This window comes from Streptomyces siamensis (assembly GCF_039543605.1).
Classification (GTDB): domain Bacteria; phylum Actinomycetota; class Actinomycetes; order Streptomycetales; family Streptomycetaceae; genus Streptomyces; species Streptomyces siamensis.
The window spans coordinates 109,901-130,514 of the sequence record NZ_BAABKB010000002.1 but is presented as its reverse complement, the minus strand read 5'-3'; the positions used below and the strand labels follow the sequence as shown (position 1 = coordinate 130,514).

Genomic DNA, 20,614 nt, shown 5'->3' with positions numbered 1-20,614 from the left:
TGTCCGGGGCTACGGCTCAGGGGGCGCGAACGGCTTGCAGTAGACGGAGAACCTGCGGGCCCCCCGCTCGCCCGAGGCGAGCCCGATACACAGCCGCAGCCCGCCGGCGCGGCGCACGGCGAGGCCCTCGGGTTCACGGTGGTCGAGCGAGTACCCCGCCTCCGTGCGCGCCCGCTGCATCAGCGCGCCGGTGCGGACGTCGAGGCGGGAGACGTACGTGTTGCCGTGCCCGGAGGGCGGGTCGGCGGTCTCGTCGTACGCCGCGCCCGCGAGCTGGTAGAGGTGGTCGCCGTGCAGCGCGTACCCCTGGAACGGGACCGCGGGGTCCGGGTGGGCGCCGGTCTGCGGGAAGTCGGCGAGGTGCGCGGTGTAGTCGCCGGCGACGAACGCGTCGAGGTCCCAGACGCGATAGCGCGGCACGCCGTCGACGCGGTGGCGTACGGCGATGCGGCGGGTGGCCATGCAGACGGCGGGCTGGTTGCCGGTCGAACCCGGTACCGGTCGGCGGACGTGGACCTGGGCGCGGGTGCGGGTGGCTCCGTCGACGAAGCGGAAGCGGGTCACGCCCTGCCCGTAGCCGTCCACCGCGTCGGCCTCGGTCCAGATCCACACGGTGCCGTCGGAGGCGTTCTGCACGCCCATGGACACGCCGTGGCCGAAGCCGGGCAGGTACATGTGGCCGAGCCGGTCGCCGGCCTCGTCGAGCCGGGTCAGGCACAGGTCGCCGGCCTCACCGCCGCCCTCGGTGACCTGGAGCGCGTAGAGGTGGCCGTTCACCTCGTCGAAGGCGAACGACTGGAGGATCGTCGGCTCGCGGAGCGTGTCCTTCTTCCACAGCCAGCGCTCGGACGGTGTGGTCAGGTCGACCGGTTCGTCGACGGTGGTCCTGTCGGACCGCGGATCACCCATGCGGCCTCGTCCCTCCCGCGTCCCGTGGGCGCCCCCGTGGCGCCCACAGGACTTGAGAGTCCCCTCCCGGCCCCGCCGGTTGCGGGTTCTACAGGTTGCCGCGCTTCTCCTGCTCGCGCTCGATCGCCTCGAACAGGGCCTTGAAGTTGCCCTTGCCGAAGCCCATCGAGCCGTGCCGCTCGATGATCTCGAAGAAGACGGTCGGACGGTCCTGGACCGGCTTGGTGAAGATCTGCAGGAGGTAGCCGTCCTCGTCGCGGTCGGCCAGGATCTTCAGCTCGCGGAGCGTGTCGACGGGCACCCGGGTGTCGCCCACCCACTCGCCGAGGGTGTCGTAGTAGGAGTCCGGGGTGTCGAGGAACCGGACGCCGGCCGCGCGCATGGTGCGTACGGTCTCCACGATGTCGTTCGTGTTCAGCGCGATGTGCTGGACGCCGGCGCCGCCGTAGAACTCCAGGTACTCGTCGATCTGGGACTTCTTCTTGGCGATGGCGGGCTCGTTGATCGGGAACTTGACCTTGAGCGTGCCGTCGGCGACGACCTTGGACATCAGCGCGCTGTACTCGGTCGCGATGTCGTCGCCCACGAACTCCTTCATGTTCGTGAAGCCCATGACCTCGTTGTAGAAGCCGACCCACTCGTTCATGCGGCCGAGTTCGACGTTGCCGACGCAGTGGTCGATGGCCTGGAAGGTGCGGTGGGCGGGCGGCTCGACGATCGGCTCGGCGGCGACGAAGCCGGGGAGGTAGGGGCCGTCGTAGCCGGAGCGGTCGACGAGCGTGTGGCGGGTCTTGCCGTAGGTGGCGATCGCGGCGAGGACGACGGTGCCGTGCTCGTCCTTGATCTCGTACGGCTCGGCGACCGAGCGGGCACCGTGCTCGATGGCGTAGGCGTACGCGGCGCGCGCGTCCGGCACCTCGATGGCCAGGTCGACGACGCCGTCGCCGTGCTCGGCCACGTGCTCGCCGAGGAAGCGGCCCCAGTCCGTGGTGGCCTTGATGACGGAGGTGAAGACGAAGCGCGCCGAGCCGTTCTCGAGGACGTACGACGCCGTCTCGCGGCTGCCGTTCTCCGGTCCGGAGTAGGCCACGAGCCGCATGCCGAAGGCGGTGGAGTAGTAGTGCGCGGCCTGCTTGGCGTTGCCGACGGCGAAGACGACCGCGTCCATTCCCTTGACCGGGAAGGGGTCGGCCTGCCGGGCGGTGTCGGGAGTGTGGTGTGTGGTCTGCGTCATGCGCGCAGACTCCCTCTGTTCCACAAGGTGCGCAATAGTTCGCGTATTCACTGGACAATATGCTCAACCAGAGGGCTGCCTCGTCGGGCTTTCTGTACATGATGACCATCTCGGAGGTCCGCATGGCGATCGATCATCTGGACGGCCGGCTCATCGTGCTGCTGGCCGAGGAACCGCGCATCGGGGTGCTGGAGATGTCCCGGCGGCTCGGGGTCGCGCGCGGCACCGTGCAGGCGCGGCTCGACCGGCTTCAGTCGAATGGCGTCATCCGGGGCTTCGGCCCGCAGGTCGATCCGGCCGCCCTCGGCTACCCCGTGACCGCGTTCGCGACGCTCCAGATCCGGCAGGGGCAAGGCCCCGACGTGCGAGCGCACTTGGCGACCGTGCCGGAGATGCTGGAACTGCACACCACGACCGGCAGCGGGGACATGCTGTGCCGTCTCGTGGCCCGCTCGAACGCGGATCTCCAACGTGTGATCGACCGGGTTGTCGGTTTTGATGGCATCGTCCGGGCCTCCACGGCGATCGTCATGGAGAACCCCGTTCCGCTGCGGATCATCCCGCTCGTGGAACAGGCGTCGGGAGACACCTGACGCCCGTGGCCCCGGGCGCCGTCGAGGTGAGGGCCGGTGCCGTGAACTTCTGGGAGTACCTGGGCAGCCGCCACCAGCAACTGTTCACGGACGCCTACCAGCACGCGAGCGCCGTCTTCCAGTGCATGGTCGTGGCGACGGCCATCGGCGTGCTGATCGGCATCGCCACCTACCGCAGCCAGTGGGCGGGCAACGTCGCGACGACCACCACGGCCACGTTCCTGACCATTCCGTCGCTCGCCATGATCGGTCTGCTGATCCCCGTCGTGGGGCTCGGCGTGCCGCCCACGGTGATCGCGCTGACGCTGTACGGGCTGCTGCCGGTCGTGCGCAACTCGATCGTCGGCCTGCGCGGCGTCGACGCGTCGCTGGTGGACGCGGCGAAGGGCATCGGCATGTCGCGGCCGGCCCGGCTCGTCAGGGTCGAACTGCCGCTGGCCTGGCCGCCGATCCTCGTCGGCATCCGTGTCGCCACCCAGATGATGATGGGCATCGCGGCCATCGCCGCGTACGCCTCCGGACCCGGCCTCGGCAATGAGATCTTCCGCGGCATCGGCTCCCTGGGCAGCAAGAACGCGCTCAACCAGGTGCTCGCGGGGACGCTCGGGATCATCATCCTGTCGCTGCTGTTCGACGCCGCGTACGTGCTCATCGGACGGTTGACCATTCCGAGGGGGATCCGTGCCTGAACCCGCGTCCGACACGACGGCCGCGTCGCCCGCAGGGAACACCCCCGAGGAGCGGGCGGCCGGGAGCGGGCACGCGTCCACGACCGGCGCCACCATCGAGCTGGAGCACCTCACCAAGCGGTACCCGGGCAGCCGTGACGCCGCCGTGGACAACGTCAACATGGAGATCAGGGCGGGCGAGATCGTCGTGTTCGTGGGCCCGTCCGGATGCGGGAAGTCCACCACCCTGAAGATGATCAACCGGCTGATCGAGCCGACCGGTGGCCGCATCCGCATCGGGGGCGAGGACGTCACCCACATGGACCCGGTGAAGCTGCGCCGCAAGATCGGCTACGCGATCCAGTCGTCCGGGCTCTTCCCGCACATGACGGTCGCCCAGAACATCGCGCTGGTACCGAGGATGACCGGCTGGCCGAAGGGCCGGATCAAGACGCGGGTCGAGGAGATGCTCGACCTCGTCGGGCTCGACCCCGGCGAGTTCCACGGCCGCTATCCGCGCCAGCTCTCCGGCGGCCAGCAGCAGCGTGTCGGGGTGGCGCGGGCGTTGGCGGCCGATCCGCCGGTGCTGCTGATGGACGAGCCGTTCGGGGCCGTGGACCCGATCACCCGGGACCACCTCCAGGACGAGCTGATCCGGCTCCAGCACGAGCTGCACAAGACGATCGTCTTCGTCACCCACGACTTCGACGAGGCGATCAAGCTCGGCGACCGGATCGCGGTACTGCGGGAACGCTCGCACATCGCGCAGTTCGACACCCCGGAGGCGATCCTCACCAACCCGGCCGACGACTTCGTGTCCGGGTTCGTGGGCGCGGGCGCGGCGCTGAAGCGGCTCAACCTCACCCGCGTACGGGACGTGGAGGTCACCGAGTATCCGACGGTCACCGTCGACGACCCGCTCCAGGAGATCTTCAACAGGCTCCGCTCCAGCGGGACGAACGAGATCCTGCTGCTCGACAAGCGGGGCCGCCCCTACAAGTGGCTGCGGCGCGGCGACCTGATGCGGGCCAGGGGCTCGCTGGCGCGGGCGGGCACGCTGGTGCACGACACGGTGACCCTGGACGCGACGCTGCGGGACGCGCTGGAGGCGGTCCTCACGGACAACGCGGGCCGGGTCGCGGTCACCGGGCGGCGCGGGGAGTACATCGGCGTCGTCGACATGGAGACGCTGATGAACTCCGTGCACGAGCTCCTGGAGGCCGACCGGCTGGACGCGATGGAGCACCAGCACGAGCTGGAGGAGACCCGCGCGCAGCAGACCCACTTCGAACAGGAAGGTGTCGACACCGGGGAGGCGAAGGCGTGAGCACACCGCCCACGGATCGGCGGCCCGAGGGCGAGCACGAGGTCGAGGGGCTCGCCTTCCGCGACGACAGCGACGGCTCGGGCGAGGGCGAGCGGGAGGCCCCGCCGCCGCCCCCCACCGCGCCGAAGCGGCGGATCACCTGGCAGAAGCTCACCTTCCTGCCGGCCACGCTGGTGGCGCTGCTGCTCGCCACCTGGCTCTGGTTCCAGCAGGCGGACCTCGACGAGATCTCCCGCAACGCCCTGTCGAACGGCCAGGTGTCGAAGGCGCTGTGGCAGCACATCGAACTGAGCGTGATCTCGACCTTCTTCGTGCTCGTCATCGCCATCCCGCTGGGCATCCTGCTCACCCGCAAGGCGTTCCGGAAGGCGACGCCGCTCGCGATGACCATCGCCAACATGGGGCAGGCCACCCCGGCGATCGGTCTGCTGGCGCTCCTGGTCATCTGGCTCGGAACGGGCACGAAGGCGGCCCTGATCGGCATCATCGTCTACGCCGTCCTGCCGGTGCTGTCCAACACGATCGCCGGCCTGAAGGCCAACGACCCGACGGTCCTGGAGGCGGCGCGCGGCATCGGCATGTCGCCGCTGGGCGTCCTGACCCGCATCGAACTCCCGCTGGCCGTGCCGCTGATCCTCGCCGGCGTGCGGACGGCGCTCGTCCTGAACGTGGGCACGGCGACCCTCGCCACCTTCGGCGGCGGAGGCGGCCTCGGCGTCCTCATCACCACCGGGATCACCAACCAGCGCATGCCGGTCCTGGTGCTCGGCTCGGTCCTCACCGTGGCGCTCGCCCTGCTCGTCGACTGGCTCGCCTCACTGGCCGAACTGTTCCTGCGGCCCCGCGGGCTGGAGGTGGGGACATGAGGCGTCCGCGTGCCTGCCCAGCACTGGCCGGCGTCCTCGTCCTGGCCGCCGGGTGTGGGCTGACCAGCGGCTCCCCCATGACCGACGACGTCGGACCCGGCTCCATCGGGCAGGGCGAACCGCTCAAGGGCGCGCATCTGACGGTGACGTCCAAGGAGTTCACCGAGCAGCTGATCCTGGGAGCGATCATGGGCATCGCCTTCCAGGCGGCCGGCGCGGACGTCCTCGACCGCACGGGCATCCAGGGGTCGATCGGCGCCCGCGAGGCCCTCAAGAACGGCGACGCGGACGCGATGTACGAGTACACGGGCACCGCCTGGATCACCTATCTCGGCAACAGCAAGCCGATCCCCGACCCGCAGGAGCAGTGGCGGGCGGTGCGCGACGCGGACCTGAAGAACGGGGTGACCTGGCTGCCGCCGTCCGCCCTCAACAACACGTACGCGCTCGCCATGAACCAGGCCGGCTTCAAGAAGTACCGGACCAGGACGCTCTCCGAGGTGGCCGCGCTCTCCAAGTCGGACCCGGGCGCGGTGACCCTGTGCGTGGAGAGCGAGTTCGCCAACCGGGCCGACGGGCTGCCGGGCATGGAGAAGGCCTACGGGATGAGCGTGCCCGCGAAGAACATCACGCAGATGGACACCGGGATCATCTACACCCAGGTCGCGAAGGGCAGTTGCACCTACGGGGAGGTGTTCACCACCGACGGGCGCATCAAGTCGATGAACCTGGTGGTGATGCAGGACGACAAGAAGTTCTTCCCCAACTACAACGCCGCACCTGTGATCAACACCGAGGCACTGAAGAAGTATCCGGCGATCGCCCAGGTCATCGAGCCGGTGACGAAGAAGCTGAACAACACGGTGGCCCAGGACCTGAACGCGAGGGTCGACGTCGACGGCGAGGATCCGCACCAGGTGGCCCTGGACTGGATGAAGTCGGAGGGGCTGGTGAAGTGAGGGGCGGGCGAGGCGCCTCGCCCGCCGCGCCGGCGAGTTGCAAAGAAACCGTTGCAAGGGTTTCTTTGCAAGACTATCTTTGTACCCATGACGGAGCAGCCCCCTCGGCCACCCTCGCCCCCGCCACCACCCGCGCCCCCCGCTCCACCGCCGCCTCCCCCACCGCCCCGACGCCTCGATGCACGTTCACTGCGCGGAATCGCCCATCCGCTCCGCATGGAACTGCTGAGCATGCTGCGGCAACGCGGTCCGGCCACCGCGTCGATGCTCGCCGAGCGACTGGGCGAGTCCAGCGGAGCGACCAGCTACCACCTCCGCCAGCTCGCCGCGCACGGCTTCGTCGAGGACGCCCCGGAGCAGAACAAGGGACGGGAGCGCTGGTGGCGGGCCGTCGACCGGGGCGTGGGCTTCGACGAGGAGCTGCTCGACCACCCCGACCCGGCGGTGCGCGGGGCCGCCGACCTGTTCCTGCACGAGGTGGCGACGAGCCACGGCCGTGAACTGTCGACGTGGCTGGCCACGCGCGGCGACTGGTCCGAGGAATGGTCCCACGCCGGCGACATGAGCGACTTCACCCTGCGCCTGACACCGGGAAGTGCCCGTGAACTCGTCGAGAAGATGCACGAACTGATCGAGAGCTACAGCGCCCGCGAGGCCCCCGCGGACGACCCCACGGCGGAACAGGTCCGCATCCACACGCACGCGTTCCCGCACGTCTCCGACTGACCGGCCCGATCAGGCCGCAGAAAGGTCGCCCCGATGCACCCGGACAACGCTCTTGGACTGCACCACGCCCGCGCCGCCGACCTGCGCGCCCGGGCGGACGCCCACCGGCTCGCGGCCTCGGCCCGGCCCCCGCGCGAGCTGCGCACCCGCCTCGGCTGGACCCTCGTGGAGGTGGGCCTGCGGCTGGCCGCCACGCCCGGGGCGGCCGTGGCGCACTGATCCGGCCGTCTCTTCGGGGGACGCCCTCCAGGTGTCCGGTGCGGCGAGCGTGCGTGCATGGCGTCGCCGGGCAGGCGGGAACGGTCGGACGGGGCCTAGCAGCCGGGGACCCCGCCCTTGCCCGCGTCCAGGGCCACCAGGGCGTCCACCGCACCCGCCAGGCTGGTCACCGGGATCAGGCGGAGTCCCTCCGGGAGTTCCGCCTTCGCCTCCGAACACTCCGCCTTCGGCACCAGGAAGACCGTCGCGCCGTCCCGCCGGGCCGCCTGGGTCTTCAGCGACACACCCCCGACCGCGCCGACCTTCCCGTCGGCGTCGATCGTCCCCGTACCGGCGATGTTCCGGCCGCCCGTGAGGTCGCCGCCGCTGCCGTCGCCGTCCAGCTTGTCGACGATGCCGAGCGAGAAGAGCAGTCCGGCACTGGGCCCGCCGACGTCGGCGAGCTTCAGCGTCACCTTCACGTCGTCCTTCTCGTGGAGGTACGACAGCGCCGCCTCGGTGGCCGTGTCCTGGGACTTCTTCATCTCGTCCGCGTTGTGCCGCTCGATCTCCTCGACGCTGTTCCCGCTCGGGTAGACCGAGTCGCGCGGCATCACGGCGCGGTCCGTGGCGAACCAGCCGCCGAGCACGTCGCCGAGCGAGACGTTCGCGTCGGGGCCCGTCGCCTCGATCGTGGTCATCCGCAGCTGACCGCTGGTGTCACGGACGGGCGCGCCGCTGATCGTGATCACGGGGACGCCCTTGTTCTCGCCGAGGACGTTCGCCGTCAGGCCGGGCTGCGCCACGGAGAACGGCAGCGGCGCGAACACCGCCGTGGCGAGCAGTGCCACGACGGGAACGGCGCAGACGGCGACGGCCTTGGGACGTGTGAGGCGTGAGAGCACGGGATCAATCTAACGTCACCGCCCGGCGTGCCCCCCGTACAGGTCCCGCCGCGCGGTCGTGAAGCGGCGCAGCGCCTCAGGAAGCGGTTCGGTCCCGATCCCCGGGGTGCGCGGCACCGGCAGATGCCCGTCCTGCAGGACGAAGGGTTCGGTGATGTCCTCGGCGAAGTAGCGGCTCGACGCCGACGTGTCGCCGGGGAGGGTGAATCCGGGCAGGGCGGCGAGCGCCAGGTTGGGGGCGCGGCCGATGCCGGTCTCCAGCATGCCGCCGCACCAGGCGGGGACGCCGTGCGCGTGCGCGACGTCGTGGATGCGGCGGGCCTCCAGATAACCGCCGACGCGGGCGGGCTTCACGTTGACGACCCGGCACGCGTCCATGGCGATCGCGGACGCGGTGTCGCGGGCGCTGTGCAGCGACTCGTCCAGGCAGACGGGGGTGGCGATACGGCTCTGCAGCAGCGCGTGCTGGTGGAGGTTGTTCTCCTCCAGGGGCTCCTCGATCAGCAGCAGCCCGTACGCGTCGAGGCCGCGCAGAAGCTCGGCGTCGGCGAGGGTGTACGCCGTGTTGGCGTCCACCTGGAGCGGCAGCGCGTCCCCGAAGCGTTCGCGCACGGCGCGCACGGGATGCAGGTCCCAGCCGGGTTCGATCTTCAGCTTGATGCGGACGTACCCCTCGGAGAGGTAGCGCTCGACGTCGTCGAGGAGGGCCGGGACGGAGTCCTTGATGCCGACCGAGACGCCCGCGGGCACCCGGTCGCGCACCGCGCCGAGGTAGGTGGCGAGCGACATGCCGTGCGCACGCAGTTCGGCGTCGAGCACGGCGGTCTCCAGCGCCGCCTTGGCCAGCTCGTGTCCCTTGACCTTCGCCAGGGCGGGTGCGACGGCGGCGGCCGTGAGGTCGGGGAGGGCCGCCACGCGCGGCAGCAGGAAGTCCCGCAGCACGATCTCCGCGCCCGTCACGAACTCCGAGCAGTACAGCGGCTCGGGGTCGGCGGCGAACTCCGACCAGCCCTCGGCCGCGTCCGTGACGACGTGCAGCAGGAAGGTGTCCTTCGTCGTCATGGTGCCGAAGGACGTCCGGAAGGGCGTGACCAGCGGGAGGGCGATGTGGACGACCTCGACGCGTTCGAGCTTCATGCGGTGCCCTCCTCGGGGCTGCGGGTGAGCGTGTACCAGCCGTCGCGGGACATCCCCGTCGCGGTGAACCCCTCGGCGAAGGCCTCCGTGAAGACCTCCCGGACGGCGTGCCGCCAGCGCAGCGCCAGGACCGGGTCCGCGGCCCGCAGCGCGACGGCGTCGTGCGGCACACGGCACCACACGTGGCGGCCACCGGGGTCCCGGCGGGCGAGCGGACCGCCGTCGGGGGCGCGACGTGTGGCGGGCGCGGCGTCGCGGGCCGCGGCGTCGGGCACCGGGCGCGACGGGGTGGGACGGACCAGGTCCCAGGTCACCGTGAGCCGGTCGCTCTCGTCCCCGTCGTTGACCCCGTCCGCCATGGGCCCGTAGAAGTCGACGAGGTACTCCGTGCCGACGGCGCCGAGCTTGACCAGGTTGAAGCGGGCGTTGCGGCCGACCAGCGGGTCGAAGGTCCAGCGCATCGACCTGGCGCCGCGCTCCAGGGCCCAGAGGCGCTGGGCCTGCTTCACGGCGTACCCGACACCCCGGTCGGAGGCACGGGCCGCGGCCACGAAGGAGTACACGTCCGCCCCGCAGGGCGGGCCGAAGACGGCGACCGAGGCGCCGGCGGGCCGCCCGCCGTCGAAGGCGGCGTGCACCGCGCCGCCCGCGTGGACGAGGCTGTGCAGCACCTCGGCCGGGTACGGCGGAGTGCTGCGCGGGGTCTGCCAGACGTCGCTGAAGAAGTCGGTCACGGCGGCGATGCCGGCGACGTCGTGCACCGTGCGGACCTCGACGCCGGCGGCACGGGCCGCGGCCCGCGCGACCTCCCGCGCCTCCGCCGGCACCCCGGCCGCCGCGCTCTCCGCCACCCCGGGAACCCCTGCCGTGGCACCCGCCGCCCTGGGGGCGACTGCCGTGGAATCTCCTGTCATGGGTCGAGTCTCCGAGCTCACCGCCGCCCTCGCGTTGTGCATCAGGACAACGAGCACGTACGTTCCTGATGAGATCGGCCAAGCCACTGCCTGGAGGGAGGTCCCGTGGACGCCTGCACCCTCGGCGACCTGCTGGACGTCGTCGGCGGCCCGGTCCGGCTGCACACCGCGCCCCACGGGCTCACCGTGCCCGTGACGGAGGCCCTGCTCCACGACGCCCACACACCACTGCCGAACGCCCCCGGGGCGCTGCTGCTCGCCGTCGGCGTCCGCGCGTCCGCGGCGGCGCCGTTCGCGCGGGCGGCGGCACGGGCCGGGATGAGCGGGCTCGTCGTACGCGGCCCGGACGGACCGCTCGCGGAGGCCGAGGCGGCGGGTGTGGCCCTGCTGTCCGTCGACGAGGACGCCGCCTGGCACCACGTGCACCTGCTGCTCGCCTCGGCGATCGGGGCCGCCCCCTCGGCCCTCGGCAGCGGCGCGGCCCTCGGCGACCTGTTCGCGCTCGCCGACGCCGTCGCGGCGGCCGTCGGCGGCGCCACCGCCATCGAGGACCCGCGCCAGCGGATCCTCGCGTACTCGACCGTGCCGGGGCAGTCCGTCGACGAGGACCGCAGGCAGGGCATCCTCGGCCTCCAGGTGCCGACGAGCCCGGAGAACTCCGATCAGTACCGGGTGCTGTTCGCGGCCGGCGGGCCGGTACGGCTGCCCGCGCTCGGCACCGGCACCGGAGCCGACCTGCTGCCCCGTCTCGCCGTCGCGGTGCGCGCCGGCGGCGAGACCCTCGGCTCGCTGTGGGTGGTCGACGACGGGAATCTCGCGCCGGACGCCGAAGCGGCCCTCGCGCAGGGCGCGTCCACCGCGGCGATGCTGCTGCTGCGGGCCCGGGCCGCGCAGGAACTGGCCCGGCACCAGAACGGCGACCTGCTGCGCCGGCTCCTCGACGGCACCGCCGACCCGGCCGCCGCGGCCCACCGGCTCGGCCTGGGCATCGGTCCCGACGGCGGCCCGGCCCCCGTCCGGGTGGCCGCCTTCGTGCTCGGTCCGGCCGCCGCGGCGGCCGACGTCGAACAGACCGCGCTGCGCCTGCTGGACCTCGTACGCCTCCAGTGCGAGGCGCGCTACGGGCGGCACGCCTGCGTCCTCGCCGACGGGGTCGTCTACGCGCTGCTGCCCGCGATCGGCGAGCGCGGCGGGGCGCGGCACAAGCAGCTCGTGGAGGACGTCGTGCGGCGGGCCGGGCAGGCGCTGCGGGTGCCCGTGCGGGCGGGTCTCGGCGAGGTCGTGCCGGGGCTCGCCGAGGTGACGGCCTCCCGCGACGACGCGGACCTGGTGCTGCGCGTCCTCGGACCGGAGCTGCCCGTGGCGTCCGTCGAGGAGGTACGGGCCCGGGTCACCCTGCTCCGGCTCACCGAAGTGCTCGGCGAAAGCCGGGAGTTGAGCGCCGGGGCATGGCGCACGGTCCTCGCGTACGACGCCGAGCACGGCACCGACTACGCCCACACCCTCGTCTGCTGGCTGGACGCGGGCTGCGACATGGCGGGCGCGGCGCGGCTGCTCGCCGTGCACCCCAACACCTGCCGCTACCGCCTGCGGCAGGCCCGGCAGCAGCTCGGCATCGACCTCGACGATCCCGACGAACGGCTGGTGCTGTGGCTCCAGTTGAGGGCACTCGCGGGGCTCAGGGGGACGCCGACAGCCAGCTCCTGAGCCGCTCCTCGCACGCGTGCAGCTGCGCCACCGGAACGTACTCCCCCGCCGTGTGCGCCAGCACCGGGTCGCCGGGGCCGTAGTTGAGCGCGGGGACGCCGAGCGCGGCGAACCGGGCGACGTCGGTCCAGCCCAGCTTCGGGCGCGGCGCCACGCCGAGGACGGCGACCAGCGAGGCCACCGCCTCCTGGCCGAGTCCGGGCAGCGCTCCGGTCACGACCTCGGTGACCTCGACGTCGTGACCGGGGAACAGGTCCCGTACGTACGCCTCGGCCTCCTGGGCCGAACGGCTGGGCGCGAAACGGGAGTTGACGGTGATCACGCACTCGTCGGGGACGACGTTCCCGGCGACCCCGGCGCGTACGGCGACGGCGTTCAGTCCCTCCCGGTACTCCAGCCCGTCGATCACGACCCGCTGCGGCGTGTGGTCGGCGAGCCGCTGGAGGACGGCGGCGGCCCGGTGGGCGGCGTTCACGCCCATCCAGGACCGCGCGGTGTGCGCCCGCTCGCCGCGCACCGTGATGTCGGCGCTCAGCACGCCCTGGCAGCCGGCCTCGACCCCGGCGTCGGACGGCTCCATGAGGATCGCGAGGTCCGCGGCGAGCAACTCCGGGCGCGCGGCTGCGATCACCCCGAGCCCGTTGCGGTCGCCCTCCACCTCCTCGCACTCGTAGAAGACGTACGTGACGTCACGGGCGGCCGGCGCGGGGACGGTGGCCGCGAGGCGCAGGGCGACGGCGACACCGCCCTTCATGTCGCAGGCACCCAGGCCGTGCAGGAGGCCGCCGTCGAGGCGGGAGGGGAGGTTGCCCGCGGCGGGCACGGTGTCCAAGTGGCCCGCGATCAGGACCCGTTCGGGGTGACCGAGGTCGGTGCGGGCGACCACCGAGTGGCCGATCCGCTCGACGGTGAGATGCGGCAGCGCGGCGAGCGCCGCCTCGACGGCGTCCGCGAGCCGGGCCTCGTGGCCGCTCTCGGAGGGGATGTCGACGAGCGCGCGGGTGAGGGCGACGACGTCGGCGAAGAGATCGAGCCGGGTCATGCCGCTTCCTCACGTTCCGGAGCCTGGTCGAGCTTGGAGTGCCTGATCCCGTACAGCCGGTAGATCACCAGTCCGGCCGCCATCCACGCGCCGAACGCGACCCAGGTGTCGGTGCCCAGGCTGAACAGCATGTACGCGCAGAAGCCCACGCCCAGGATCGGCGTGACCGGCGAGAAGGGCACCCGGAACGAACGCGGCGCCTCGGGGCTGCGCCGCCGCAGCAGCACCACCGCCAGGTTCACCAGCATGAAGGCGAACAGCGTGCCGATGCTGGTGGCGTCGGCGAGGGCGCCCAGCGGGACGAGCGCGGCGAGCACGGCGATGAACAGCGACACGATGACGGTGTTGGCCCGCGGCACCCCGGTCCTCGGGTGCACCTTGGAGAACAGCGGCGGCACCAGGCCGTCCCGCGACATCGCGAACAGGATGCGGATCTGCCCGTACTGCACGGTCAGCACGACGCTGGTGGTCGCGACGACCGCGCCCACCGACAGCAGCACCGGCCACAGGTTCCCGCCGCCCACCGACTGCACGAGCACCTGGCTGAGCGTGGCCTCCGTGCCCTCGAACCGCTGCCACGGCATCGCCCCGAGCGCGGCGACCGCGACGAGCACGTACAGCGCGGTGACCAGGACGAGGGAGAGGATGATCGCACGGGGCAGGTCGCGCTGCGGGTTCCGCGCCTCCTCGCCCGCCGTGGAGGCGGCGTCGAAGCCGATGTAGGAGAAGAACAGCGACGCGGCGCCCGCGCTCATCCCGGCCGTGCCGAGCGGGAACAGCGGGCTGAAGTTCCCGGCGTGGAAGGCCGTGAAGGCCACCGCGCAGAACATGACCAGGGCGGCGATCTTCACACCGACCATCACGGTGTTCGCGACGGCGCTCTCCCGGGCCCCGCGCAGCAGTACGACCATGGACAGGACGACGATCGCGGCGGCCGGGACGTTCAGGACGCCGCCGTCGCCCGGCGGTGCGCTGAGCCACTCGGGCAGGGTGACCCCGACGGTCAGGTCCAGCAGTTCGTTGACGTACTGGCCCCAGCCCACGGCCACGGCGGCCACCGACACCCCGTACTCCAGGATCAGGCACCAGCCGCAGACCCAGGCGACGAGTTCACCGAGGGTGGCGTAGGCGTAGCTGTAGGAGGAGCCGGAGCCGGGGATCATGCCGGCCAGCTCGGCGTACGACAGCGCCGAGAACAGCGCGGTCACCCCGGCCAGCACGAACGACACGACGATGGCGGGGCCCGCCTCGGGGACGGCCTCCCCCAGGACCACGAAGATGCCCGTCCCGAGGGTCGCACCCACGCTGAGCAGCGTGAGCTGCCCGACCCCCATGGTCCGCTTCAGCGGGCTCCCGGCGGCGTCGGCGACCAGCGCCCCGACGTCCTGCCGCCGCGTCAGCCGGCCGGCCCACCCGCTCCCCGGACCGGCCTTCGGCCGTGTACGCACTGTCTCCACCGTGCTGCTCCCTCCACCGCACCGTCCGCTTCAGTGCCCTGATGATGCGGACGCCACAGCTCCGGCCGGTGGGAGCATCGGCCAGAGATAGGCGAAAGGGTTTGTCGTCCCGGCCAAAGCGGAGGGAGCGCGGCGGGCCTGCGCGGCCGGCGGGCGGGGACTCCGGTTTCCGCGCGGGGCGCGGGGTGCGGTTTCCGCGCGGGGCGCGGGGGTGCGGTTTCCGCGCGGGGCGCGGGGGTGCGCGGTGCGGTCCGGGCTCGGCGCGGGAACGGGGTTGCCCGGGTACGGGGTTGCCCGGGGACGGGGTTGCCCGGGGACGGGGTTGCCCGGGGACGGGGTTGCCCCGGGCCGTCCGGGCTCGGCGTGGCGACGTACGCACCCGGCGTCGGCCGGGCTCGGCTTGGGGACGGGGTTGCCCCGGGGCGTCCGGGCTCGGCGTGGCGACGTACGCACCCGGCGTCGGCCGAGCTCGGCTCGGGAACGGAGTTGCCCGGGGACGGGGTTGCCCCGGGCCGTCCGGGCTCGGCGTGGCGACGTACGCACCCGGCGTCGGCCGGGCTCGGCGCGGCGCTGAGCCCGCGCCGTGGCGTCCGGGTTCAGCGGAGTGCGTCGGCGACCTCGCGCGCGGCGTCGACCACGCGGGGCCCGACCCTCTCCGGCACGGAGTCGGCGAGCATGACGACGCCCACGCTCCCCTCGACCCCGGTCACACCGAGAAGCGGTGCCGCGGCACCGCTGGCCCCGGCCTCCAGTTCGCCGTGCGTGAGGGTGTACCCGGGCTCCTCCGCCGACGCCTGCCGGGCGGAGAGGATCGCCCGCCCCGCGGCCCCCCGGTCGAGCGGATGCCGGAACCCGGCTCGGTAGGCGACGTGGTAGTCCGTCCACGTCGGTTCGACGACGGCGACGGCGAGCGCCTCCGTCCCGTCGACGAGCGTGAGATGAGCGGTCGCCCCTATGTCCTCCGCCAGCGCGCGCAGGGCCGGCAGCGCGGCCTCCCGCACCAGCGGGTGCACCTGACGGCCCAGTCGCAGCACGCCGAGCCCGACCCGGGCGCGACCGCCCAGGTCGCGGCGGACGAGAGCGTGCTGCTCCAACGTGGCCAGCAAGCGGTACACAACGGTCCGGTTGACGCCCAGTTTGTTCGAGAGCTCGGTGACGGTCAGCCCGTGATCGGTGTCGGCGAGCAGCTTGAGGACCCGCAGTCCCCTGTCGAGCGTCTGAGAGGTCTCCGCGGTCACGACGCCCACTCCTTAGTGGTGAGGTCGACGGCCCCCTCGCGGCTGTGCGTCACCGAGTCCCGTCGGCGACGCGCTTCAGAGGCCGCCGGTCGGCTGGCGACCCGGCTGATCCCGGGCGGAGTCGCTTCACGGCTGCGCTCCGCGGCGGCGCTGCCACGGGGCGTGTGCGTAGCGGGACAGTAGCGAGCCGGTCCGCTCAGCGGAAGTCTCCGTCCAGAATCCGGGCATCGGCTGGTACGGACTGATTCCGTTTGCCCCGAATCATGGGGTGTGCGGCGCCCGAAGCGGACCGCGCGCACGCCCGGCGCACATGCGCCGCCGCGCACCGGCGGGGGCCGCGACGCGGAGGGGCCGCGTACCGGCGCGGAGCCGGACTCGGGGGGCGCGGCGCACCGGCACTCGGCCGCGCGCGTACTCGGCCGCGCAAGAGCGGGGGCGCGCAAGAGCGGGGCCGTGGCGCGACGGGTCCCTGCCCGACGCCCGCGCCCTCAGCCGACAATCCGGAAGCGGGCACCTGGCAGCAGGCACCCGGCACCCGGAAGCGGCGCCCGCGCCCGTACCCGATGACGGCGCTCGGACCCGTACCCGGCCCCGGCAGCGGCACCCACGGGTGCGGCACCCACGCCGGCGGATCGGCACCCCGCACCCGGGGTCACCGCATGCGGGTGGCCCACTCCTGCACCTTGGCGATCCGCTGCCGCAGCTGACCCGCCGTCGCCTCCGCGCTCGGCGGACCGCCGCACACGCGGCGCAGCTCGGTGTGGATCACTCCGTGCGGCTTGCCGCTCTGGTGGACGTACGCGCCGACCATCGTGTTGAGCTGCTTGCGCAGCTCCAGGAGTTCCTTGTGGGTGACCACGGGCCGCCGCTCGGCGGGGAGCTCCAGCAGGTCGGCCTCATCGTCGGGCTTCTTGCGGCTGTGCGCGATCTGCCGCGCCTGCCGCTTCTGGAGGAGGAGCTGCACCTGCTCGGGTTCGAGGAGCCCCGGGATCCCCAGGTAGTCCTGCTCCTCCTCGCTCCCCGGGTGGGCCTGCATCCCGAACTCGGCGCCGTCGTACAGCACCCGGTCGAAGACGGCCTCGGACTCCAGCGCCTCGAAGGAGAACTGCTCCTGCTCTCCGGTGTCCTCGTCCTGCTCCCGGTTCGCCTCCTCCATCTCCTTCTCGGACTCGGCGTACGGGTCCTCCTCGCCCTCCTTCTTGGGCTTGTCGAGCGCGTGGTCCCGCTCGACCTCCATCTCGTTGGCGAAGGTCAGCAGGTCGGGGACGGTCGGGAGGAAGACCGACGCGGTCTCGCCGCGCCTGCGGGACCGCACGAAACGTCCCACGGCCTGGGCGAAGAAGAGGGGCGTGGAGATCGTGGTCGCGTACACCCCGACCGCGAGCCGGGGCACGTCGACGCCTTCGGACACCATGCGGACGGCGACCATCCACCGGTCCTGGTTGTGGCTGAACTCGTCGATGCGGTCCGAGGCGCCGGCGTCGTCGGACAGCACGAGCGTCGCCTTCGTCCCGGTGATCTCACGGATCAGCTTGGCGTAGGCGCGGGCCGAGTCCTGGTCGGAGGCGATGACGAGCGCACCCGCGTCCGGAATGGCCTTGCGGACCTCGGTCAGCCGCTGGTCGGCGGCGCGCAGCACGCTGGGCATCCACTCGCCCCGCGGGTCGAGCGCGGTGCGCCAGGCCTGTGAGACGGCGTCCTTCGTCATCGGCTCCCCGAGCCGCGCCGCGATCTCGTCGCCCGCCTTCGTACGCCACCGCATGTTGCCGCTGTAGGAGAGGAAGATGACGGGCCGCACGACCCCGTCGCCGAGGGCCGATCCGTATCCGTACGTGTAGTCGGCGGCGGACCGGCGGATCCCGTCGTTGCCCTCCTCGTAGGTGACGAAGGGGATGGGGTTGGTGTCGGACCGGAAGGGCGTGCCGGTGAGCGCGAGCCGGCGGGTGGCCGGCTCGAACGCCTCCAGGCAGGCCTCGCCCCAGGACTTGCTGTCACCGGCGTGGTGGATCTCGTCGAGGATGACGAGGGTCTTGCGCTGCTCGCTGCGGTTGCGGTGCAGCATCGGCCGCACACCGACACCGGCGTACGTCACGGCGACGCCGTGGTACTCCTTGCCGAGCGGGCCCGCGCTGTACTCGGGGTCCAGCTTGATCCCTATGCGCGCGGCGGCCTCGGCCCACTGCTTCTTCAGGTGCTCGGTCGGCGCGACCACGGTGACCTGTTGCACGACGTGGTGGTGCAGCAGCCAGGACGCGAGCGTCAGCGCGAAGGTCGTCTTGCCGGCGCCGGGCGTGGCGACGGCGAGGAAGTCGCGCGGCTGCTCCTGGATGTACTTCTCCATCGCCCCCTGCTGCCAGGCACGCAGCTTGTTGGCGGTGCCCCAGGGGGCGCGGCCGGGGAAGGCGGGCGAGAGGTGGTGCGACGAGGAGGCACTGGCGGCGGTGGTAGTCACGGTCTCCGTGGGTGGTCGAATCAAAGGCCGCGCGCCGGACGTCGGACGGATCGGTGGGGGGAGACGGGCGGGCGGCTCGGCTACGTATGACAACCGGGCCACCCTACCGGCGCGCCCCTCGTGTCAACGCGCGGACGGTGCCGGGTCACCCGTGGATGGGACTGAGGTCACAGCTCGCGCTGACGATGCCGGGGAAACCTTCGTGCGGGCACCGCGGAGAGGACCGAGGTCACGCGGCCGCGGCCGGCGCGGGACCGCGTTTCCGGGCGGGCGACCGGCGGTCACCGCTCCCGGTCACCGCTCCCGCAGGCGTGTCGTCACCCAGGCCCCCAGCAGCGCGAGGGCCGCCATCGGCAGGAACACGGCGGCGAAGGCGGCCGGGCGGGAGCCGTCCGCCGAGGCCGTGACCTCCGTGATCGAGCCGCCGCCCAGCGCCGCGAAGGCCGCGCCGCCCGCGGCCAGCAGCAGGGCGTTCGACAGGGCGTCGGAGATCTGGAGGGAGGCGGAGTTGGTGCCGGCCTCCGCGGGCGGCGACAGCCGGAGCATCAGCACACTGGTGGAGGCGACCACGAGCCCCATCCCGAAGCAGCCGAAGCCCCAGGCGACGGCGACGACCCACACGGGCACGGCGTGGATCAGCACGGTGGGCGCGGTGCCGATGGCCGCGGCGACCAGGACCATGCCGAGGAACATCAGCCGCTCCCGGTACGGCTCCGTCCGCGGCCGGGACTGCACGTAGGACCCCAGCGCCCAGGAGCCGCCGCCCGCGGCGAGCGAGAGCCCGGCGAGCGTCGGGGACAGGCCCCGCTGGGTGACGAGCATGAGCGGCACGAAGGACTCGGCGGCGATGAAGGTGCCGTCCGCGACACCGCGCAGCAGCACCACCGACGGCAGACCGCGGGCCGCCCGGCAGGTGCCGTGGGGCAGCAGTGCGAGCACGGCCGGGACGAGCAGCGCGGCGCCGACGAGGGCGGGGACGAGGGACAGCGGGCGCAGGTCCTGGGCGGCGTACTGGAGGAGCCCCGCCCCCAGGGAGATGCCGAGCGCGAGCCGGATGCGGCGCCGGTCGAGGCGGGCGCGGCCGGCCCGTCCCGGGGGCCGCTCCCCTCCTGAGGCGCGTCGCCGCATCTCCGGCAGGGCGAGCGCCAGCGGGAGGGCGACCAGGGCCGGGATGCCGACGAACACCCAGCGCCAGCCGAGATGTTCGGTGACCGCACCGGCGGCGAGCGGTCCGACCACCGAGGGGACCACCCAGGCCGCGGCGAACGCCGCCATGATCGACGGCCGCAGCCGTTCCGGGTAGGCCCGCCCGACGACGACGTACAGGGCGACGCCGACGAGGCCGCCGCCGAAGCCCTGCACGGCCCGGCCCAGGACGAAGACCCACATGCTCCCGGCGGTCCCGGACACGAGCAGCCCCGCCGCGAAGGACGCGATCCCGGCGGTGAGCGACGCCAGCGGGCCGTCCCGGTCGGACAGCTGGCCGGCGAGGACCATCCCGAACAGGCTCGTCGTGAAGTACCCCGAGAACCCGAACGCGTACAGCGACACCCCGTCCAGGTCCCGCGCCGCCACGGGCATCGCCGTGCCGACGGCCGTCGCCTCGAAGGCGATCACCAGCACCACGGACACGATGCCGATGCTGAGCGCCCGGTGGGGCCGGCTCAGCACGCCGCCCTCGTCCGGTGACGGGGCGGTCGTGGCATCGCGGGCTTCCAGGGCGGTCATGGCGTCAGCGTAGGAGTCCGGGCACCGCCCTGGCCCCTGTCCGAGGACGGTGATCCACTGGGCCTTTGGTCGTACGACCAGCACGTTCCACGCGCCCACCGGGCCCGCACGCCCGTCCACTGGGGCCGCATCAGGGCCCGTCCACTGGGCCTGTACCAGGGCCCGTCCACAGGGCCCGCATTGGGGCACCGCCCATCGCACCGCTCGCCGCTCGCCGCTCGGCCCGCCGCACCGCCCGCCGCTCGGTGCGCCGCGGGGCGCCCGCCGGGACGCCTCCTCGCGTGCCGCCCGCCCGTTCATGAACGGCGTGTGGCAGTCGCGTTGCAGCGCCCCCGCAGCCCTTGAGCCCCCTCCTCACCCGCCCCTACGGTCGACTCATCGGGTTCGGAACGAGTGAGCCGTGCCGCACCTGATTCCGGCCGTGTGCCCGAGTGGCTCAGGGGCTCGCCTGCAAAGCGAGTTACGCGGGTTCAATTCCCGCCACGGCCTCCACCTGCCTGGCCAGGCAAAACGTTAGGGGCGGCACTCCACGTGGGTGCCGCCCCTCAGTCGGT

General features: G+C 72.7%; 18 protein-coding genes and 1 tRNA gene. 9 read left to right on the top strand and 10 right to left on the bottom strand.

The annotated features are described in order from the left end of the window. Window positions 1-9: 9 nt before the first annotated feature. Both ABEB03_RS03320 and hppD read right to left on the bottom strand, forming a co-directional pair. Window positions 10-909 (bottom strand): phage baseplate protein, encoded by a 900-nt coding sequence (locus ABEB03_RS03320; protein ID WP_345640900.1) that lies wholly within the window; start codon window positions 907-909, stop codon window positions 10-12. A gap of 88 nt (window positions 910-997) precedes the next feature. Further along, window positions 998-2,143: a 4-hydroxyphenylpyruvate dioxygenase gene (gene hppD / locus ABEB03_RS03315; protein ID WP_345640898.1), complete on the bottom strand. Its 1,146-nt coding sequence runs from the start codon at window positions 2,141-2,143 to the stop codon at window positions 998-1,000. Between the two features lie 122 nt (window positions 2,144-2,265). On the opposite strand from hppD, the gene ABEB03_RS03310 reads away from it, so the two are divergent. The 7 genes from ABEB03_RS03310 (at window position 2,266) to ABEB03_RS03280 (ending at window position 7,501) form a co-directional block, all read left to right on the top strand. Next, window positions 2,266-2,736: an Lrp/AsnC family transcriptional regulator gene (locus ABEB03_RS03310; RefSeq protein WP_028804733.1), complete on the top strand. Its 471-nt coding sequence runs from the start codon at window positions 2,266-2,268 to the stop codon at window positions 2,734-2,736. A 41-nt stretch (window positions 2,737-2,777) separates the two neighbouring features. Then, window positions 2,778-3,425 carry an ABC transporter permease gene (locus ABEB03_RS03305; protein WP_345640896.1) on the top strand — a complete coding sequence of 216 codons (648 nt, stop codon included), beginning with the start codon at window positions 2,778-2,780 and terminating at the stop codon, window positions 3,423-3,425. After that, window positions 3,418-4,731, top strand: coding sequence for a betaine/proline/choline family ABC transporter ATP-binding protein (locus tag ABEB03_RS03300; protein ID WP_425589172.1), 1,314 nt, complete (start codon window positions 3,418-3,420; stop codon window positions 4,729-4,731). The genes ABEB03_RS03305 and ABEB03_RS03300 overlap by 8 nt, the downstream gene beginning before the upstream one ends. After that, entirely contained in the window at window positions 4,728-5,597 is an 870-nt protein-coding gene (locus ABEB03_RS03295; protein WP_345640895.1) for an ABC transporter permease, read from the top strand. Before ABEB03_RS03300 ends, ABEB03_RS03295 begins: the two co-directional genes overlap by 4 nt. Next, window positions 5,594-6,556, top strand: coding sequence for a glycine betaine ABC transporter substrate-binding protein (locus ABEB03_RS03290; protein WP_345640893.1), 963 nt, complete (start codon window positions 5,594-5,596; stop codon window positions 6,554-6,556). Before ABEB03_RS03295 ends, ABEB03_RS03290 begins: the two co-directional genes overlap by 4 nt. Before the next feature lie 87 nt (window positions 6,557-6,643). After that, complete coding sequence (locus ABEB03_RS03285) at window positions 6,644-7,282, top strand: helix-turn-helix domain-containing protein (RefSeq protein WP_425589171.1); 639 nt, start codon at window positions 6,644-6,646, stop codon at window positions 7,280-7,282. 33 nt (window positions 7,283-7,315) lie between these two features. Further along, complete coding sequence (locus tag ABEB03_RS03280) at window positions 7,316-7,501, top strand: hypothetical protein (RefSeq protein ID WP_345640889.1); 186 nt, start codon at window positions 7,316-7,318, stop codon at window positions 7,499-7,501. Window positions 7,502-7,596: 95 nt separating this feature from the next. Here ABEB03_RS03280 and ABEB03_RS03275 read toward each other — a convergent pair whose 3' ends face one another. Genes ABEB03_RS03275 through ABEB03_RS03265 form a run of 3 tightly spaced genes read right to left on the bottom strand, consistent with a single transcriptional unit; the run spans window position 7,597 to window position 10,436 of the window. Next, window positions 7,597-8,385 carry a S16 family serine protease gene (locus ABEB03_RS03275; protein ID WP_345640887.1) on the bottom strand — a complete coding sequence of 263 codons (789 nt, stop codon included), beginning with the start codon at window positions 8,383-8,385 and terminating at the stop codon, window positions 7,597-7,599. A 15-nt stretch (window positions 8,386-8,400) separates the two neighbouring features. After that, window positions 8,401-9,522, bottom strand: coding sequence for an o-succinylbenzoate synthase (gene menC / locus ABEB03_RS03270; RefSeq protein ID WP_345640885.1), 1,122 nt, complete (start codon window positions 9,520-9,522; stop codon window positions 8,401-8,403). Further along, window positions 9,519-10,436: a chorismate synthase gene (locus tag ABEB03_RS03265; RefSeq protein WP_345640882.1), complete on the bottom strand. Its 918-nt coding sequence runs from the start codon at window positions 10,434-10,436 to the stop codon at window positions 9,519-9,521. Before ABEB03_RS03265 ends, menC begins: the two co-directional genes overlap by 4 nt. A gap of 105 nt (window positions 10,437-10,541) precedes the next feature. Here ABEB03_RS03265 and ABEB03_RS03260 point away from each other — a divergent pair, with 105 nt between their 5' ends. After that, the gene (locus ABEB03_RS03260) at window positions 10,542-12,143 is read left to right on the top strand and encodes a PucR family transcriptional regulator (protein ID WP_345640879.1); all 1,602 of its coding nucleotides are present in this window, start codon (window positions 10,542-10,544) and stop codon (window positions 12,141-12,143) included. Here ABEB03_RS03260 and dapE read toward each other — a convergent pair. From dapE to ABEB03_RS03235, 5 genes are all read right to left on the bottom strand, one after another. Further along, on the bottom strand, window positions 12,115-13,185 hold the full coding sequence (dapE, locus tag ABEB03_RS03255) for a succinyl-diaminopimelate desuccinylase (RefSeq protein WP_345640876.1): 1,071 nt from the start codon (window positions 13,183-13,185) through the stop codon (window positions 12,115-12,117). The genes ABEB03_RS03260 and dapE overlap by 29 nt on opposite strands. Continuing rightward, the gene (locus ABEB03_RS03250) at window positions 13,182-14,642 is read right to left on the bottom strand and encodes an amino acid permease (RefSeq protein ID WP_345640874.1); all 1,461 of its coding nucleotides are present in this window, start codon (window positions 14,640-14,642) and stop codon (window positions 13,182-13,184) included. Before ABEB03_RS03250 ends, dapE begins: the two co-directional genes overlap by 4 nt. A 596-nt stretch (window positions 14,643-15,238) precedes the next feature. Next, the gene (locus ABEB03_RS03245) at window positions 15,239-15,880 is read right to left on the bottom strand and encodes an IclR family transcriptional regulator (protein ID WP_028804724.1); all 642 of its coding nucleotides are present in this window, start codon (window positions 15,878-15,880) and stop codon (window positions 15,239-15,241) included. Between the two features lie 652 nt (window positions 15,881-16,532). Continuing rightward, a complete protein-coding gene (locus ABEB03_RS03240) occupies window positions 16,533-18,332 on the bottom strand; it encodes a DEAD/DEAH box helicase (protein WP_345640869.1) in 1,800 nt (599 codons plus the stop codon). Window positions 18,333-18,626: 294 nt separating this feature from the next. After that, complete coding sequence (locus tag ABEB03_RS03235; protein ID WP_345640866.1) at window positions 18,627-20,060, bottom strand: MFS transporter; 1,434 nt, start codon at window positions 20,058-20,060, stop codon at window positions 18,627-18,629. A gap of 417 nt (window positions 20,061-20,477) precedes the next feature. On the opposite strand from ABEB03_RS03235, the gene ABEB03_RS03230 reads away from it, so the two are divergent. Then, window positions 20,478-20,552, top strand: a tRNA-Cys gene (locus ABEB03_RS03230). Window positions 20,553-20,614: the final 62 nt, after the last annotated feature.

Excerpts from the sequence above, each read along its gene's own strand:
- ABEB03_RS03290 (WP_345640893.1), top strand. The coding sequence starts at position 5,594 with ATGAGGCGTCCGCGTGCCTGCCCAGCACTGGCCGGCGTCCTCGTCCTG.
- ABEB03_RS03310 (WP_028804733.1), top strand. The coding sequence starts at position 2,266 with ATGGCGATCGATCATCTGGACGGCCGGCTCATCGTGCTGCTGGCCGAG.
- dapE (WP_345640876.1), bottom strand. The coding sequence starts at position 13,185 with ATGACCCGGCTCGATCTCTTCGCCGACGTCGTCGCCCTCACCCGCGCG.
- ABEB03_RS03235 (WP_345640866.1), bottom strand. The coding sequence starts at position 20,060 with ATGACCGCCCTGGAAGCCCGCGATGCCACGACCGCCCCGTCACCGGAC.
- hppD (WP_345640898.1), bottom strand. The coding sequence starts at position 2,143 with ATGACGCAGACCACACACCACACTCCCGACACCGCCCGGCAGGCCGAC.
- menC (WP_345640885.1), bottom strand. The coding sequence starts at position 9,522 with ATGAAGCTCGAACGCGTCGAGGTCGTCCACATCGCCCTCCCGCTGGTC.
- ABEB03_RS03280 (WP_345640889.1), top strand. The coding sequence starts at position 7,316 with ATGCACCCGGACAACGCTCTTGGACTGCACCACGCCCGCGCCGCCGAC.
- ABEB03_RS03320 (WP_345640900.1), bottom strand. The coding sequence starts at position 909 with ATGGGTGATCCGCGGTCCGACAGGACCACCGTCGACGAACCGGTCGAC.
- ABEB03_RS03265 (WP_345640882.1), bottom strand. The coding sequence starts at position 10,436 with ATGACAGGAGATTCCACGGCAGTCGCCCCCAGGGCGGCGGGTGCCACG.
- ABEB03_RS03285 (WP_425589171.1), top strand. The coding sequence starts at position 6,644 with ATGACGGAGCAGCCCCCTCGGCCACCCTCGCCCCCGCCACCACCCGCG.